This window comes from Comamonas sp. AG1104, from assembly GCF_003350425.1.
In the GTDB taxonomy this organism is placed as follows: Bacteria; Pseudomonadota; Gammaproteobacteria; order Burkholderiales; family Burkholderiaceae_C; genus Comamonas; species Comamonas testosteroni.
Window position 1 is genome coordinate 410157 of the sequence record NZ_QQAS01000005.1, and the last position, 16333, is coordinate 426489.

Below are 16333 nucleotides of genomic sequence, written 5' to 3' on the forward strand. Positions count from 1 at the left end.
TGCGCGCGATCTTTTGTCGGCAAACTGCATCAAGTCCGGGTCATAAATACAGGCAAACAGCAAGCAGTTGACCGCCCACCCAGGAGGAAAAAATGCACCGCATCACCATTCACGCCCTCGCTTGCAGTGTGCTGGCCCTGCTCGGCTCGCAAACCCTGGCGGCCGCCGAGCTGAGCACGCAAACCGTGGCAACGGGGCTGGAGCACCCCTGGGCACTGGCCTTTTTGCCGGACGGACGCTATCTGGTCACGGAGCGCCCCGGCCGCATGCGTACTGTGGAGGCCGGGGGCAGGCTCAACGCCCCTCTCAAAGGCCTTCCCGCCATCGCTGCCGCCGGGCAAGGCGGCCTGCTGGACTTGGTGCTGGACAGCGACTTTGCCAGCAACCGCCAGCTCTATTTCTGCTTCTCGGAGCCGGGGCAAGGTGCGGACAGAGGCAAGAACAGCACGGCCCTGGCCAAAGCCCGGCTCTCGGCCGACGCCAGCGCCCTGGAAAACGTGCAGATTCTGTTCAGCCAGCGTCCCAAGATCGATTCGGCCTTGCACTTCGGCTGCCGCATCGTGGAACGCAAAGTCAACGGCAAACCCGACGGCTCGCTGTTTCTGACGCTCGGAGAGCGCTACAAGGCCATGCAGGAGGCCCAGAATCTGCAAACCCATCTGGGCAAGATCGTGCGCGTCAACAAGGATGGCAGCGTGCCTGGCGACAATCCCTTTGCGGGCAGGCCCGATGCACTGGCCGAGATCTGGAGCTATGGCCACCGCAACAGCCAGGGTGCGGCGCTGGGGCCAGGAGACGAGCTCTGGATGACAGAGCATGGCCCGCAGGGCGGCGATGAACTCAACCGCATCGAGCCGGGCAAGAATTACGGCTGGCCTGTCATCACATACGGCGAAAACTATGGAGGCGGCAAGATCGGTGCCGGCATCACCGAAAAGACGGGCATGGAACAACCCCGCCATTACTGGGTACCGTCCATCGCTACTTCCGGACTCGCCTATTTGAGCAGCGAGCGCTATGGCGTGGCCTGGAAAGGCTCGTTCATCACGGGTGCGCTCAAAGGCATGCAACTGCAGCGCCTGCAGATTGCCGATGGCAAGGTCACCGCCACCGAAGTGCTGCTGCCGCGCCTGGGCCAGCGCGTACGCGATGTGCGCCAGGGACCGGACGGCCTGCTGTACCTGCTCACCGATTCATCCAATGGGCAATTGATGCGCGTGCTGGCAACGCCTTGAGTTCGGATCAGCGCAGCACGCCGCGGCTTCTGAGCCAGTAGAGATAGCCCACAATGCAGAACCAGAAGATGGCCTCTCCCAGCCACAGGCCCAGCGACAGCATATCGACCTGGCTGCCGAGCCTGCTGACATACCAGAACATGCCAGCCTGGCTGACCACGCCGAGCACCACGTAAAGAACGCCTAGCAGCAAAGCCGCGCGATTGCGCGTCCACAGCAGCCACACCAGCGTGAAGCACATGGCCGAGTTCAGCGCCAGCATGGCCTGCAGCACCAGCGCCCACTGGAGCCTGGCGGCATTGCGCCAGCCGTCTGAAAAATCGGCCTCCAGCAACATCCATCCGCTCATCAGGCCAAGAAAACCGAACAGACACATCAACAGAGCCAGCCCCTTGCCATAGGGCTGCTCCCAGAGAGCTTGCTTTGCTGTCATCCGTCCACTGTCCCTGTCTGATTCAAAACATCTGAGGGCCCGTCATGCTCTCCCGGGCAACCAAGGTGCCACAGTGTGCCATTGCTGCCCCGGTTTCGCGCCACAATCGGCTGCAGTACAAAACAGGCGCTTATATGCTCAATGCCTTGTGGCTCGGTTTTTTTCTCGTGGCAGCGGCAGCTGCGCTCGCGCAGTGGCTGCTGGGCGGTCAGGCAGATGTGTTCTCGTCCATGGTGCAGGCCCTGTTTGCCATGGCCAAGCTGTCCGTCGAAGTGATGGTGCTGTTGTTTGGCACGCTCACGCTGTGGCTGGGCTTTCTGCGCATTGCAGAAAAAGCGGGCGTGGTCGAATGGCTGGCAAAAATGCTGGGCCCGCTGTTTGCCAAGCTCATGCCCGAGGTACCGCGCGGTCACCCCGCACTGGGCCTGATCACGCTGAACTTTGCCGCCAACGGGCTGGGGCTGGACAACGCGGCCACGCCCATGGGCCTCAAGGCCATGCGCGCTCTGCAGGAGCTGAACCCGAAGCCCGACACCGCGACCAATGCGCAGATCCTGTTTCTCGTGCTCAATGCCTCGTCACTGACGCTGCTGCCGGTCACCATCTTCATGTACCGCATGCAGCAGGGTGCGGCCGATCCGACGCTGGTCTTCCTGCCGATTCTGCTGGCCACGTCCGCTTCCACACTGGTGGGCCTGTTCAGCGTAGCACTCGTGCAGCGGCTGCCCCTGTTCAGTCCCGTGGTGCTGGCCTATCTGCTGCCCGTGGGGCTGGCGCTGGCAGCCTTCATGGCCTTTCTGGCCACGCTCAGCGCGGCGGCGCTGGCCCAGCTTTCCTCGCTCATGGGTAACCTCACTCTATTTGCGCTGATCGTGCTGTTCGTGGGTCTGGGTGCATTGCGCAAGGTGGCCGTGTACGACAGCTTTATCGAGGGGGCCAAGGAGGGCTTTGATGTGGCCAGAAACCTTCTGCCCTATCTGGTCGCCATGCTTTGCGCCGTGGGTGTGTTTCGCGCCTCGGGGGCACTGGAATATGCGCTGTCGGCCATCCGCTGGACGGTGGACGTCCTGGGCATGGATGCCCGCTTTGTCGATGCCCTGCCCACGGCGCTGGTCAAGCCCTTTTCCGGCAGCGCAGCGCGCGCCATGCTGATCGAGACCATGCAAAGCCAGGGCGTGGACAGTTTTGCAGCTCTGGCTGCAGCCACGATTCAGGGCAGCACCGAAACCACGTTCTACGTGCTGGCCGTGTACTTTGGTGCCGTGGGCATTCAGCGCGCGCGCCATGCCGTGCCCTGCGCGCTGGTGGCCGAGCTGGCCGGCGTGGTCGCTGCCATCGTGGTTTGCTATCAATTTTTTGGATAAATCTCAGAACTGGCGGTCGTTGCAAGCCGTTTTGCATCAAATCATTCAGAGAGAGAGAGAGAGAGCAAGGCCATGGACACTGCAGCTTCCCTGTTCCAAGCCTCCTGGCAACGCACATGGCAGGCCCTGGGCCTGAGCCCCCCCGCAGATCTGCTGCAATGCCTGCTCGCAGCCTGGGCCGAACCCCAGCGCCACTATCACACCCAACAGCATCTGGCCGAATGCCTGGGCCAACTCGACTGCGTCTGGGCACAGGCGCAGCGGCCCGGCGAAGTGGCTGTAGCACTCTGGTTTCACGATGCCGTCTACGACATCAAGGCCAGCGATAACGAGCTGCGCAGCGCCGACTGGGCGGCACAGGCACTGCAGGACAGTGGCGCGTCCGAGGCCTGCTGGCGCCGGGTGCATGAGCTGATCATGGCAACCTGCCACACCGCCACGCCCACGCAGGCCGATGCCAGGTTGCTGGTCGATATCGATCTGGCGATTCTGGGCGCCGACCCCGTACGCTTTGCCGAATACGACCGCCAGGTCGCCGCCGAATATGCCTGGGTGCCGCGTCTGGTCTATGGCTTCAAGCGCAAGCAGGTGCTGCGCGGCTTTCTGGACCAGGCCTTCATCTATGCCACGCCGCACTTTCGGCAACTGCTGGAGGCCAAGGCCCGCAGCAATCTGCAGCGGGTCACCTGAGCAGGCCTACATCTCGTCAATGATCGTGCTGGCCGTGGCGCTCAACGCGGGTGCCCGGCCCTCATCGGCTTCGACGGCAAAGCGGTCGCGGCAGTTGACGTAGAAGCTTGCCCCGAAACGCCCCACGGGGAAGAACTCCTGAAGACGCACCCGCCATTTCTCGGTGTCCACCAGCCCTTCGCGCACGGCCAGCCATTGGACGCGGCCGATAAAGACATAGCGGCTCTCGGTCTCCAGCGTCTCGTGCAACACGCATTCAAAGGCCACCGGCGCCTGGGCAATGCGCGGCGGCTGCACGCTCTGCGACGGGGTCGCTATCAAGCCTGTGTGCTGCAACTCGCTGTGCTCGGGCGGCAGGCTGTCGCCGCAGCGGTGCATGGCGGCGGCCATGGCCTCGTCGGTGATGTGCACCACGAACTCGCCCGTACGCAGGATATTGGTGGCCGTGTCCTTCTGCGCCATATCCTGGCGCTTGTTGACGCTGAGCATGACCACCGGCGGGTCCTCGCCCATCATGTTGAACATGCTGAAAGGCGCCGCGTTCACCGTGCCATCGACTCCCAGCGTGGTCACGAGTGCGATCGGGCGCGGCACGATCAGGCTGGCCATCAGCTTGTAGCGGGCATAGGTGTCCAGTTGCGCAAAATCAATTTCGGTCATTGCAGTCTCTCCCGGCCCTTGCGGCCGCTCTCGCCCTGGCGGCGGATCTGGTATGGATTCGATAGCAGGCTGCGCAATCAGCAGCAGCCCTGAAGCTGTACAGGACTGCAATATTCATGCCGGCCCCTCCAGCTAACCCGCACTCGATCTGCGCACGGTCACGCACCATCGCAGGCGCCCCATGCACCAGAGCCGGACATGCAGGTCCGGCACGCACCGTCGCAGTGCCCTCTCCAGCGGTTCACGCTTTGTATACACATTGGCATCGATCTTGCGCACAGGCAGCAGTCCCTTCGCCATCGATAAACCAAGGAGTCATATGCGCAAACGAACCTTTCTTCAGGCCGCCACGGCCGCTGCAGCTCTGAGCTGGGGAGCTGCCCAGGCGGCGGACACGCCGCTCAAGTTCCAGCTGGACTGGCGCTTCGAAGGACCTGCAGCCCTGTTTGTCCACCCCGAGCAAAAAGGCTATTTCAAACAGGCCGGTCTGGATGTGAATGTGGAGGCCGCCAGCGGCGCAGGCGCCATCCAGCGCGTGGCCTCAGGCACCCATGATCTGGGCTTTGCCGACCTCGCCGCGCTGATGGAATTCCACGCCAACAACCCCGACGCGCCCATCAAGCCCGTGGCCGTCATGGTGATCTACAACACCACACCGGCCTCGGTGATGGCACTCAGGAAGTCAGGCATCACCAAGGCCGCCGACCTGACGGGCAAGAAAATGGGAGCCCCCATCTTTGATGCCGGCCGCCGCACCTTCCCCATCTTCGCCCAGGCCAATGGCGTGGGCGAGGTGCAATGGAGCACCATGGAGCCGCAGCTGCGCGAAACCATGCTGGCGCGTGGCGACCTGGATGCCGTCACCGGCTACACCTTTACCAGCCTGCTCAATCTGGAGGCCCGCGGCATCAAGCGCGAGGATGTGGTGGTGCTGCCCTACGCCACCCACGGCGTTCAGCTCTACGGCAATGTGATCATCGCCAGCCCCAGGCTGATTGCGGAAAAGCCGGAAGCCGTGCGCGCCTTCCTCAAGGCCTTCGCGCGGGGTGCCAGGGAAGGCATTGCCAATCCCGAAGCCGCCATTGCGTCCATGAAAGCCAAGGATGGACTGGTCAACGTGCCGCAGGAGGTCAAACGCCTGAAGCTGACGATCGAAACCGCCATCGACAGCAAGGGCGCACGTGAAGAAGGCTTTGGTCAGTTGCGCACCGAGCGCCTGGCCAGGATGGCCGAGCAGGTCGCCAAGGCCTATGCCACCAAGAACCCGGTGCCGGCCAACGCTGTATGGAACGGCAGCTTCCTGCCCTCCGCAGCAGAGCTGGACATCCTGCCCAAACGCTAGGCCTGCATTGAGTCAGCCAGCGCCACCGCCGGGGCCTCAGGCCTCGGGCACCATGGCGTCGGCATAGTCGTAGAGCTCGCCCAGAATCTCCTCGGCGCGCTCGTCGGCGGTTTCGGACAGGGTGTCGATCATGGCGAACATCTGCTCCGCCGTGCGCGCCCCTCCCTGGCCTTCGATCAGGCAGGCAGCGCGGTGCTGCTCCCAGCGCTGCTGCTCGCCGGCATCCAGAGTCTGCGGGAAATTGCGCGCACGGTAGCGCCAGACCAGCTCGGTCAGGCGTGCGTCATCAAAGCCGGTCTTGTCCAGCGCCAGCTCCTGGGGCAAGAGGCGCTTGATGCGCTCCAGGCGGCGGCGGTCCTCGTTGCCTACAAAGCCGCCATACAGATCCTGGTCCGCGTCCAGCGGCTCACCCGCCTCGCGCGTGAAGACGGCCTTCCATTGCGCGCTCATGTCGGGCAGGTCGCGGGCAATCGCCGCATGCTGCATCGCCAGTTCCATGTCCACGCCCCATTTTTCGGCCATGGCCGGGCTCAGGGTCTTGAGGCTGCCCACCACCATGGGCGACTTGTTGACGTGGATGCTCTTGATGGGCAGACGGCTCACGCCTTCGGGCAGCTCTGCCTGACGCGTGAACAGACGCAGACACAGGTCCTCGATGCTGATGCCCGAAAGCTCGCTCGGGTCGGCCGCCAGATCCCAGCAGATGACTTCGTTCTTGTTGGTGGGGTGGGTGGCCAACGGCCACATCACGGCCAGGCAGCCACGCGCGGGGCTGATCATGCCAGTCACATGCAGAAAGGGCCGCGCGTGCTCCTGCGTGGCTGGCAGGCCCATCTCACGCAGGGCGCCGTCCTTTTTATGCAGGCCAAAGGCAAAGTCAAACAGGCGCGGCTGCTTTTCGCGGATCAGCCGGGCCAGGGCAATCGTGGCGCGCACATCGCTCAGCGCATCGTGGGCCTGCTCGTGCAGCAGGCCATTAGCGCGGGCCAGGTCCTCGAGTTTGAAGCTGGGCGTGCCGTCTTCCTTGGTCGGCCAGTGAATGCCGTCGGGACGCAGCGCATAGACCATGCGCACCACGTCGAGCAAATCCCAGCGGCCGCAGCCGTTTTGCCACTCGCGCGCATAGGGGTCGATGAGATTGCGCCAGAACATGAAGCGCGTGATCTCGTCGTCGAATCGAATCGTGTTGTAGCCCACGCCCACGGTACCGGCCTGGGCCAGCTCGGCCTCGATCAGCGCTGCAAACTCATGCTCGGCAACGCCTTGCTGCAGTGCACGCTGGGGCGTGATACCCGTGATCAGACAGGATTGCGGATCAGGCAGATAGTCATTGGCCGGCTGGCAGTACCACATCACGGGCTCGCCGATTTCGTTGAGCTGGTCATCCGTGCGTATGCCCGCAAACTGCGCGGGACGGTCATAGCGCGGCTGGGCGCCAAAGGTTTCGTAGTCGTGCCAGAAGAAGGTATGAGCCATGGGCCCGAAGTATGCCTGCGAACCGGCACAGCTTGCGGCTCAGCCCCATCAACTTCAAGCCTTTTTGGCCCTTATCCTTTATGAATAAAGCGCAAGCAGCTATCAATATGATTGTTTGAGCTGCTCCCAATTCAAACCAAATTTGTGCAGAAATTTGCGCAGCCGGTCTGCATCGTTGACCACGGCTTTTTGCTGGCGCGACTGGTCAAACAGTTTGCGCCCCGCATCGGACAGCGTGGTCGATGCGCGGCAGACTGCGATGACGGACTGCAGTTGCAAGCGGTCAAACAGATCGATCTGGGCGATGGCGTCTTCGGACAGATAGTCGCCCAGATCCACCTCAGCCTTGGGCAGGACATGGTTCTGCGCATGCTGCCACAACCAGTCCAGGCGCTTGATCTCGGCCTCCACCTGCCTGGTCGTAATGCGACCGCTGTCGGCCAGCGTGGCCAGCCGCGTGATGCTGGCCGCAAGGTCGCGGAAGTTGCCGCTCCAGGGAGCCTGGGCAGACTTGGCGAACTGCAGATACAGCGCCCTGGCCTCGGCGTTGAAGCGCACGGAACTGCCGGTCTCGGCCACGGCGCGCAGCAGCAGGTGGTCGATATTGGGCTCCAGATCTTCGGGGCGCTGTGCCAGACCCGGCAAGGTATAGGACCAGAGATTGATACGCGCAAACAGGTCTTCGCGAAAGCGCCCCTCGGCCACATCGACGCGCAGGTCACGGTGAGTGCCAGCTATGAGCTGAAAGTCGCTGCTGACCTCCTTGTCGCTGCCCATGGGGAAAAAGCGCTTTTCTTCCACGGCCTTGAGCAGCATGGCCTGCTCGTCCAGACCGAGCTCGCCGATCTCGTCGAGAAACAGCACGCCTTCATGCGCCGTGCGCAGCAGGCCGGCACGGTCTGCCGCCGCCCCGGTGAACGCTCCCTTTCTGTGGCCGAACAAGGTGGAAGCCGCGCCGTCACCACGCAAGGTGGCGCAGTTGACCTCGACAAAATCGCCGGCCACCTGGTGGCGCGATTTCTTGAGCTCGAAGATACGCCGCGCCAGATGTGACTTGCCCGCACCCGTGGGCCCTGTGAAAAGAATCGGTGCACGCGAGCGAATCGCCACGCGCTCTATCTCTTCAATCAGCTGGTTGAACTGCGGGTTGCGCGTGGCAATGCCGTTCTTGAGGAAGTCCAGCGCCTCGGTCTGGGCCAGATGGAAGCGCTGCGCCAGGGCTTCGTAGCGCGTGAGGTCCAGATCGATCAGGATCATGTTGCCCGGCGAGCCAGCCTGCTGCTTGCGCGGTGGCGAGGTCTGCAGCAGCACACCCGGTATCTGGCGCGACTCCACCATAAGGAACATGCAAATCTGCGCCACATGGGTGCCCGTGGTGATGTGTACCCAGTAATTCTCGCGCTCGGTATCAAAGCGGTAATTGCGCGCCCAGTCGTAAAGCGAGGCATACATCTCGCCAAAGTCCCAGGGGTCCTGGACATCGAATTCCACCAGATTGACCCGGGTTTCGGGCGAGACATTGGCAATGTCCTGCACCAGGGTCTGCGCCAGCTTGTCGTAGCGGCTGGAGTACAGCAGCTCCAGCCGGTCTATCACCTGGTCTTCATGCTGCATCAGAGATACCGTAGGCCGCCACTTGCTCCAGCGCCCTGCTCCCTGCCCTGAATCGAGCTGCGTGCCCATGAAGCCAATCACCACATTCTTTTTTGACATATCTTTTTAGATAAATATTTATCTTTAATTCTAATAATCTTTCAATTCCTCTTCCGCCGCATCTGCCACCCAAAGCAATTGAAATGAAATTTATCCAATTAATTCAATGACTTGAAAATTAACCACTCCACCTTCGAGAAGTTGGCACACCACTTGCAATAACCAAAGCATCTGCAAGTTGAATGCAAACAGGAGAAGAAGAATGGTCAACACGCAATTGTTTCAAACCAGCCGCGGCGCACTGACTGCAGCCTCCAACACGGTCAATCAGGAAGACGCCGCAGCCTATGCCTTCAGCCCCCGCCACCAACTGGCCCAGATGGCCGTGACCGGCTGCCTGAGCCAGACTTTCTATGCCAGCGGTCAGGATCAGCTGGAGCAGCTGGGCAATCTAGTGCTGGAGGTGGACACGCGCTTTACCGCCCAGACGGCCGTCTATGCCCGCCAACGCGGCTATATGAAGGACATGCCAGCCACCCTGGCTGCCGCGCTGGCTGTCTGGGATACCGCGCTGCTGAACCAGGTGTTTGGCCGCGTGATCGACAACGGCAAGATGCTGCGCAACTTTGTGCAGATCGTGCGCAGCGGCGCCATGGGTCGCAAGTCCCTGGGCTCGGCACCCAAGAAGCTGGTGCAGAACTGGCTGCTCAATGCGAGCGAGAAGCAACTGCTCAGCGCTTCCGTGGGCCAGCAGCCATCGCTGGCCGACGTAGTGAAGATGGTGCACCCCAAGCCTCAGGAGGCCTGGCGTTCCGCATGGTTTGCCTGGTTGATCGGCAAGCCTTTTGATGAAGCGGAGCTGCCTCCCATCACCCAGGCCTTCGAGCGCTTCAAGCGCGATGCGGCCCAGGGCCTGGTGAGTGCCGAGCTGCCTGATGTTCCGTTTCAGATGCTGACCGCACTCGAGCTGAAAGCCCAGCAATGGGCGCAGATCGCCTGCAGCGGCTCATGGCAGATGGTGCGCCAGAACCTCAACACCTTTGCACGCCATGGCGTGTTCGAGATCAAGGGAATGGCGGCACTGATCGCCCGCAAGCTGGGAGATGCCGACGCCGTGGCCAAGGCCCGTGCCATGCCCTACCAACTGCTGTCGGCCTACCAGGCTGCCGGTGAGCAGGTACCGGCCCAGGTGCGCGATGCGCTGCAGGATGCCATGGAGCATGCCATTGCCAATGTGCCCTGCTTTGCAGGAGCGGTGGTGGTCTGCCCCGATGTATCGGGCTCCATGCACAGCCCTGTGACGGGTTATCGCACCGGAGCCACCACGGCGGTGCGCTGCATCGATGTGGCCGGCCTGATGGCCGCCGCCGTGCTGCGCAAGAACAGGACGGCCCGTGTGCTGCCCTTCGAGCAGAAGGTGGTGAAGCTGGAACTCAACGGCCGCGACTCGGTGATGACCAATGCGACCAAGCTGGCAAAGATCGGCGGCGGCGGGACCAACTGCAGTGCACCACTGAAGCAACTGGCCGATGAAAAGGCAAGAGTGGATATGGTGATCATGGTCTCGGACAACGAGTCCTGGGTCGATGGTGTGCGCCGCGGTGCCACCGAAACCATGTTGCAGTGGGAGCGCATCAAGCAGCGCAACCCCGACGCCCGGCTGGTCTGCATAGACATCCAGCCCTATGGCACAACGCAGGCCATGGAGCGTGACGACATTCTGAATGTCGGCGGCTTCAGCGATGCGGTGTTCGATGTGGTGGCAAGTTTTGCCGAAGGCAGGCTTGGCGCCGAGCACTGGGTGGGCGAGATCGAGAAGATCGCTCTCGAGCCTCAGTGAGTTGAAGTGATCATCTGTTGCTGGCGAATGCTGGTGGGACTACATATCCAAACTGTCCCGTCTCACCAACCCCTTGTCGCCCGCAGCAGATGTCCTGAATGAAGTTGAACGGTTTGAATGACTGGCTGCGAATGCCGGTGGAACTACATGGGTGCCCGGATTGCAGGTTCGATTCCTGCCCGCCTCGTCGGATCGAAAGATCAACGAGCGGTAGCCAAAGGTACAGCGCGGGTTATGTTTCACCCAACCCTTGTCGCAGCAAGGCATTCATCACCATGGTTTGAGTTTGGCGCGAATGCCAGCAGGACTACATCTGGTTGCCGGGGTTCGATTCCCCAGCCGGGAAACCGGTCATGGCTATGTCTTGCTTCTCTGGTCGCGCCGCCTTTTTTGAACAGGACTTGCGCAAGCGTGAGTCCCATTGAATTTTCGGTTTGGCTGCCCTGCAGCGAATGCCGGTGGAACTACAGACTTTTAATCTCGTGGTCGCAGGTTCGAATCCTGCCAGCAGTTGCAAAGCTGTTGTAGCTCAGCCTGGTAGAGCACGATGTTTCACCAACCCTTGTCGCTGCAAGACCGCCATCGATGACATGAACAACAAGGAAACGACTTAGGCAAAACGGGTTCAGGCATGACGACTTCCTCAGTAGGTAGTCCGTTGTTGCGCTCCTGTTTGCGTAGGTCCTGAAGGAAATCAAGATGTCCGAACACAATTACCAACTACTGGAAGTCGCTGGCGGCGTGCCCGTCAAGATGTGGACCAAGGGTGTGCCCGTGGAAACCGAGGCCCGGCAACAGCTGGCCAACGCCGCGCGTCTGCCCGTTGTCTTCAAACATATTGCCGCCATGCCCGATGTGCACCTGGGCATTGGTGCCACCATCGGCTCGGTGATTCCCACCGTCAAGGCCATCATCCCCGCAGCCGTCGGCGTGGATATCGGCTGCGGCATGATGGCCGCCAAGACCACGCTTCGCGCCGAAGACCTGCCCGACAGCCTGGCCACGCTGCGCTCGGCCATCGAGAAAGCCGTGCCCCATGGGTCGGCACCCAAAAGCCGTGGCCGTGATCCTGGCGCCTGGGAGAACCCTCCCGATCTGGTGGACCAGAAATGGGCCACGCTGGTGGACGAGTTCGACGCGCTGTGCGAGCTGCACCCCCGCCTGGAAAAGACCAATAACCGCAAGCACCTGGGAACTCTGGGTAGCGGCAATCACTTCGTGGAAGTGTGCCTGGACGAACTGGGCTTTGTCTGGTTCATGCTGCACTCGGGCTCACGTGGCGTGGGCAATGCCATCGGCAACCATTTCATCGAGCTGGCCAAGAAGGATGCCGAGCTGCACCAGCGCAATCTGCCCGACCAGGACCTGGCCTACCTTGAAGAGGGTGCCCGCTATTTTGGCGACTATGTGCGCGCCGTGTCCTGGGCGCAGAAGTTCGCCATGAGCAACCGCGAAGTGATGATGGCCAACCTGATCGCCACCGTGCGCCAGGTGATTACCAAGCCTTTCGAGTCCCACGTGGAGGCCGTGAACTGCCACCACAACTATGTGCAGAAGGAGCATCACTTTGGCGAGGATGTGTTCGTCACCCGCAAGGGCGCCGTGAGCGCCAAGCGCGGCGAGATGGGCATCATCCCCGGCAGCATGGGCGCGCGCAGCTATATCGTGCGCGGCCTGGGCAACCCCGAGAGCTTTGAAAGCTGCAGCCACGGCGCGGGCCGCGTAATGAGCCGTACCAAGGCCAAAAAGCTGTACTCAGTGGCTGACCAGATCAAGGCCACCGAAGGCGTGGAATGCCGCAAGGACGAAGGCGTGATCGACGAGATCCCCATGGCCTACAAGGACATCGACGCTGTCATGGCCGCCCAGAAGGACCTGGTGGAAGTGGTCCATACCCTCAAGCAGGTGATCTGCATCAAGGGTTGAATGAAGCGGGAGCATGGACTCACGCCTCATTGCCAGAAAGGAGATCCATTGTGCAAACCATTGAGCACAAAGCCATTCCGGGTGCATACCTGCTACTGGAGGTCATGCGCGCCATGCACTGCAAACAGAAGCACGATATGACGGCACTGCTTGCCGGTGAATCGGGCAAGCAAGGCTGGGGCTTCACCTCGCCCAATAGCAACCAAGACTTGCTCATTTAGCAGGTTGTGCGATAGCGCACAGGTGAAGCAGATTCCGAAAACGCGTGTGCAGAGGCGTTAAGCTCAGCGCCCGAGAAGTGCATATGCTCAAGCCTGGAGCAAGGTGCAAGCAGCGATTCGGTTTTGTTGGAGAGTTGAATGAATGGTTCCGCAGTAGCGGCCCTACTACCGGTGATTGCGTTGATCGGTACAGGGTTTGGCTTGGCGCGTGTCGGACTGGTGCGACAGGCAGCAGTCAAGGACATGTCCAACCTTGTGTTCCTATTGCTGCTGCCTTCACTGCTGTTTCGCACCATGGCTCAGGTCCATATCGGCGAATTGGATTACCGACCGATTGGCGTGTATTTCCTATCGGCCATCATCGTATTCGTGACAACGATGCTGGTCTACGGGTTCAACACCCTGGCTGCGGCGCGCGGATTGGCCAGCATGTTCAGCAATGCAGCCATGATCGGCGTACCGCTCGTGGGCCTGGCCTTTGGCGAGCAGGGACTGGTGACGCTGTTCACCTTGATCTCGGTGCACGCCCTGGTATTGCTGACGGCCGCGACCATGGTGTTCGAGTTGGCATCCTCCCGTGAACAGCATGCGGACGACACCCACAACAAACGGTCCATGGGGCGCACTGTCTGGCAGGCAGTGCGCAATAGCGTCATCCACCCGGTGCCTTTGCCGATTCTGGCTGGCTTGCTGTGGTCATTGACAGGCTGGCCTCTGCCTGAAGTGCTTGATACCTCACTCAAGATGCTGGGCTCGGCCATGGGTCCCATGGCGTTGCTGCTCGTCGGCATCACGCTGGCCTACACCAGGATCGGTGCTTACTGGCGAGCCGCGATGCGCATCACGCTGGTCAAGTCGCTGGTGCACCCACTTGTGTTTCTCGTCTGCGCCTGGACACTTCAACTGCGCGGCCCGGCCATGGGGGTGATGCTGATCTGCTCAGCCTTGCCCGTGGGCGCCAACGCACTGCTCTTCACCCAGCGCTACCGGGTTGCCGAGGATGAGGTGGTGGCCAGCATTGCTCTCTCCACACTGCTGGCCCTGGTGACCATGCCGCTGCTGCTGATGCTGCTGCACGTCCTGCATGGGACATAGTCATCAAGGTAGTCCTTCGCGTATATCCACCCTGATTCAATCGGAGCTCGGTCTTGCCCTGCCGACGCATGGCACTGCGGCATTGGCTGAAACATTGCAGTGAACCGGCCATGAGCAGGCCAGTGAAAGTTGCAGCAAATCTCGACCTGTCCTGAAGAAAAGCTTGGCTTTGGCGTCCAGACAGCTACTCCCAAGTGCAGGACGGGATGACGCAGATCAGTAGACGGGGAACAACGCTCATCCAGTTCGGCAAGGAGGAAGAAGACAAGGACTTGGGCGCTGTCGCTCAGAAGCCGCAATCACTCATAAAAAAAGACGCCCCTGAAACCCGCACAAAGTTACACTTTGAATACATGAACACAAATTGACACGAGCTCTCAAACCGAAAACATTGGCTGCTAAAGGAGGCGCGCGAAATGGATCGTTTGAAAATTTCCACTCGGCTGACTTTCTCGTTCATGACATTGATGGTGCTGATACTAGTGCTGGGAGGGGTGGCACTTTGGGGGTCGTCGACTCAGCGCTCAGCCCTCACCGACATCACCCAGAAGCAAATCCCGATCATTCGCACGCTGAACACCATCACGGATGGTGCCAATGAACAGGCGATTCAATTCCGCAACCTAGCGATCTTTTCCACGGAGACGCTCCAGGCCTCGGCACGTGCCATGATTCAGAAGACCCGCACCGAACTGGCTGGAGAAATGGATTCGCTGAGCAAGCACACTCACTCCGGCCTGGGGCAATCGCTGCTGGAGGATCTGAAGCAGCGGCGCGTGGCCTTCCTCAAATCCGGTGATGAATTCCTTGCACTGCTCGATCAGGGCCACAGAGATGAAGCGCTGAAATTGCTGGAAACCCAACTACGCCCCAACCAGCTCGAATATCAGCGGGTTATCCGCAGCATGCTGGATCACCAGACTCAAAGCTCCGACGTGGCCAGCCAGAAGGCTGAAGCTGCTGCCGACAATCTGTTCCAGGAAGTGTTGGCGGCAGGCGCAATCGCCATTCTTCTAGCGGTAACCCTTGCCATCACGATTACCCGCTCCATCACACGCCCCCTGTCCCTGGCCATGGCAGCAGCCGACCGTGTGGCCAGAGGCGATCTCAGCGGCCAGATCACGGTGAAGTCTCAGGATGAGACCGGTCAACTGTTGAGTGCGCTGCAACGTATGCAACATAGCCTCGTGAGCACGGTGTCGGCGGTGCGCGGCAATGCTCAGGGAGTTGCGTCGGGCAGCGCTCAGATCGCCATGGGCAATAACGACCTATCCAGCCGCACGGAAGAGCAAGCAAGTGCTCTTGAACAAACTGCTGCATCCATGGAGCAGTTGAGTGCGACGGTCAAACAAAATGCCGACAACGCACGCCAGGCCAATCAGATGGCCGTGAATGCATCCTCTGTTGCCACACAGGGCGGCGAAGTGGTCGCAGAGGTAGTGGAGACCATGAAGAGCATCAATGAAAGCAGCCACAGGATTTCCGACATCATCGGTGTCATTGATGGCATCGCTTTCCAGACCAATATTCTGGCTTTGAACGCCGCCGTCGAAGCTGCCCGCGCCGGTGAGCAAGGACGGGGCTTTGCAGTGGTTGCAAGCGAAGTACGGGCTCTGGCTGGACGCTCCGCTGATGCAGCCAAGGAGATCAAGCAGCTCATTACCACCAGCGTCCAGCGCGTGGAGCAGGGCTCCTTGCTCGTGGACAAAGCCGGCGAAACCATGACCGATGTGGTCACGGCCATTCGGCGCGTCACCGATATCATGGGTGAAATCAGCGCTGCCAGCCACGAGCAAAGCTCGGGGATGGCCCAGATTGGGGAAGCCGTTACCCAAATGGATCAAACCACGCAGCAAAACGCAGCATTGGTCGAGGAAATGGCCGCCGCAGCCAGCAGCTTGCACAACCAAGCACAGTCGCTGGTCGAAGCAGTGGCAGTCTTCAAGTTGTCAGAGCACCAACAAAATACCTCTGCTGCAATGCAGGCAGCGTCGGTCAACCCATCAAGACCAGCGACAGTGGCAAAGGTATCGGAGTCGCCACCAAAGACCCTCGTGGCCACCAAGTCCCCTGTGCTGCGTCGACCAGTTGCCATTGCTGGAACACAGCAGGCTACGGATAAGAATGGCGATGACTGGGAAACTTTTTGAGGAAGCTTCCGAGCAGATCCAGTGAACAAAGGCGGTGAGGCGTCAAGCCTGCCGCCTTTTGAACTGATCGGTGTCGTTGCATAACTGCGTGCTTTGCAGCAGATATGCGTAGACGATGAGCAACTCCACGCACCAGGACCTGCTGCCAGTGGCTCCTTGGGAGCATTACAACGGCCAGCCCTGCGTGATGAGTCATCACCTCTGACAGCAACTCTGTTCTTATTCGAGACGATGATGGATCGGGATTC

13 protein-coding genes are annotated in these 16333 nt (G+C 60.8%); 9 read left to right on the forward strand and 4 right to left on the reverse strand.

All coding sequences use genetic code 11. The features are described from left to right. The first annotated feature begins 92 nt into the window (after positions 1 to 92). Entirely contained in the window at positions 93 to 1235 is a 1143-nt protein-coding gene (locus tag DFO48_RS16575; RefSeq protein ID WP_114864127.1) for a PQQ-dependent sugar dehydrogenase, read from the forward strand. A gap of 7 nt (positions 1236 to 1242) precedes the next feature. On the opposite strand, the gene DFO48_RS16580 is transcribed toward DFO48_RS16575, so the two are convergent. Continuing rightward, positions 1243 to 1668, reverse strand: a complete 426-nt coding sequence (locus DFO48_RS16580) for a virulence factor MviN (RefSeq protein WP_114864128.1) — start codon at positions 1666 to 1668, stop codon at positions 1243 to 1245. A 134-nt stretch (positions 1669 to 1802) separates the two neighbouring features. Here DFO48_RS16580 and DFO48_RS16585 point away from each other — a divergent pair, with 134 nt between their 5' ends. Beyond that, complete coding sequence (locus DFO48_RS16585; protein WP_114864264.1) at positions 1803 to 3032, forward strand: nucleoside recognition domain-containing protein; 1230 nt, start codon at positions 1803 to 1805, stop codon at positions 3030 to 3032. Between the two features lie 72 nt (positions 3033 to 3104). Then, positions 3105 to 3722 carry an N-methyl-D-aspartate receptor NMDAR2C subunit gene (locus DFO48_RS16590; RefSeq protein ID WP_114864129.1) on the forward strand — a complete coding sequence of 206 codons (618 nt, stop codon included), beginning with the start codon at positions 3105 to 3107 and terminating at the stop codon, positions 3720 to 3722. 6 nt (positions 3723 to 3728) lie between these two features. Here the strand turns inward: DFO48_RS16590 and DFO48_RS16595 are convergent, their stop codons facing one another. Further along, complete coding sequence (locus DFO48_RS16595; protein WP_114864130.1) at positions 3729 to 4382, reverse strand: flavin reductase family protein; 654 nt, start codon at positions 4380 to 4382, stop codon at positions 3729 to 3731. A gap of 319 nt (positions 4383 to 4701) precedes the next feature. Between DFO48_RS16595 and DFO48_RS16600 the strand changes: the two genes are divergently transcribed. Continuing rightward, the gene (locus tag DFO48_RS16600; RefSeq protein WP_114864131.1) at positions 4702 to 5724 is read left to right on the forward strand and encodes an ABC transporter substrate-binding protein; all 1023 of its coding nucleotides are present in this window, start codon (positions 4702 to 4704) and stop codon (positions 5722 to 5724) included. 36 nt (positions 5725 to 5760) lie between these two features. On the opposite strand, the gene sbcB is transcribed toward DFO48_RS16600, so the two are convergent. Together sbcB and rtcR are read right to left on the reverse strand one after the other, a co-directional pair. Further along, positions 5761 to 7200 (reverse strand): exodeoxyribonuclease I, encoded by a 1440-nt coding sequence (gene sbcB / locus DFO48_RS16605; protein ID WP_114864132.1) that lies wholly within the window; start codon positions 7198 to 7200, stop codon positions 5761 to 5763. A 102-nt stretch (positions 7201 to 7302) separates the two neighbouring features. Beyond that, the gene (rtcR, locus tag DFO48_RS16610) at positions 7303 to 8913 is read right to left on the reverse strand and encodes an RNA repair transcriptional activator RtcR (RefSeq protein ID WP_114864133.1); all 1611 of its coding nucleotides are present in this window, start codon (positions 8911 to 8913) and stop codon (positions 7303 to 7305) included. A gap of 202 nt (positions 8914 to 9115) precedes the next feature. Here rtcR and DFO48_RS16615 point away from each other — a divergent pair, with 202 nt between their 5' ends. The 5 genes from DFO48_RS16615 (at position 9116) to DFO48_RS16630 (ending at position 16085) form a co-directional block, all read left to right on the forward strand. Next, complete coding sequence (locus DFO48_RS16615; RefSeq protein WP_114864134.1) at positions 9116 to 10693, forward strand: RNA-binding protein; 1578 nt, start codon at positions 9116 to 9118, stop codon at positions 10691 to 10693. A 699-nt stretch (positions 10694 to 11392) separates the two neighbouring features. Then, positions 11393 to 12619, forward strand: a complete 1227-nt coding sequence (locus tag DFO48_RS16620; RefSeq protein ID WP_114864135.1) for an RtcB family protein — start codon at positions 11393 to 11395, stop codon at positions 12617 to 12619. Between the two features lie 50 nt (positions 12620 to 12669). Then, positions 12670 to 12840, forward strand: coding sequence for a nucleotidyltransferase domain-containing protein (locus DFO48_RS25315; protein ID WP_158545677.1), 171 nt, complete (start codon positions 12670 to 12672; stop codon positions 12838 to 12840). Positions 12841 to 12978: 138 nt separating this feature from the next. Then, complete coding sequence (locus DFO48_RS16625) at positions 12979 to 13935, forward strand: AEC family transporter (RefSeq protein WP_114864136.1); 957 nt, start codon at positions 12979 to 12981, stop codon at positions 13933 to 13935. A gap of 416 nt (positions 13936 to 14351) precedes the next feature. Further along, a complete protein-coding gene (locus DFO48_RS16630) occupies positions 14352 to 16085 on the forward strand; it encodes a methyl-accepting chemotaxis protein (RefSeq protein WP_114864137.1) in 1734 nt (577 codons plus the stop codon). The last annotated feature ends 248 nt before the right edge of the window (positions 16086 to 16333 follow it).

What these genes read in the sequence shown, in the direction of transcription:
- DFO48_RS16575 (WP_114864127.1), top strand. Translation starts at nt 93, where the DNA reads ATGCACCGCATCACCATTCACGCCCTCGCTTGCAGTGTGCTGGCCCTG.
- DFO48_RS16580 (WP_114864128.1), bottom strand. Translation starts at nt 1,668, where the DNA reads ATGACAGCAAAGCAAGCTCTCTGGGAGCAGCCCTATGGCAAGGGGCTG.
- DFO48_RS16585 (WP_114864264.1), top strand. Translation starts at nt 1,803, where the DNA reads ATGCTCAATGCCTTGTGGCTCGGTTTTTTTCTCGTGGCAGCGGCAGCT.
- DFO48_RS16590 (WP_114864129.1), top strand. Translation starts at nt 3,105, where the DNA reads ATGGACACTGCAGCTTCCCTGTTCCAAGCCTCCTGGCAACGCACATGG.
- DFO48_RS16595 (WP_114864130.1), bottom strand. Translation starts at nt 4,382, where the DNA reads ATGACCGAAATTGATTTTGCGCAACTGGACACCTATGCCCGCTACAAG.
- DFO48_RS16600 (WP_114864131.1), top strand. Translation starts at nt 4,702, where the DNA reads ATGCGCAAACGAACCTTTCTTCAGGCCGCCACGGCCGCTGCAGCTCTG.
- sbcB (WP_114864132.1), bottom strand. Translation starts at nt 7,200, where the DNA reads ATGGCTCATACCTTCTTCTGGCACGACTACGAAACCTTTGGCGCCCAG.
- rtcR (WP_114864133.1), bottom strand. Translation starts at nt 8,913, where the DNA reads ATGTCAAAAAAGAATGTGGTGATTGGCTTCATGGGCACGCAGCTCGAT.
- DFO48_RS16615 (WP_114864134.1), top strand. Translation starts at nt 9,116, where the DNA reads ATGGTCAACACGCAATTGTTTCAAACCAGCCGCGGCGCACTGACTGCA.
- DFO48_RS16620 (WP_114864135.1), top strand. Translation starts at nt 11,393, where the DNA reads ATGTCCGAACACAATTACCAACTACTGGAAGTCGCTGGCGGCGTGCCC.
- DFO48_RS16625 (WP_114864136.1), top strand. Translation starts at nt 12,979, where the DNA reads ATGAATGGTTCCGCAGTAGCGGCCCTACTACCGGTGATTGCGTTGATC.
- DFO48_RS16630 (WP_114864137.1), top strand. Translation starts at nt 14,352, where the DNA reads ATGGATCGTTTGAAAATTTCCACTCGGCTGACTTTCTCGTTCATGACA.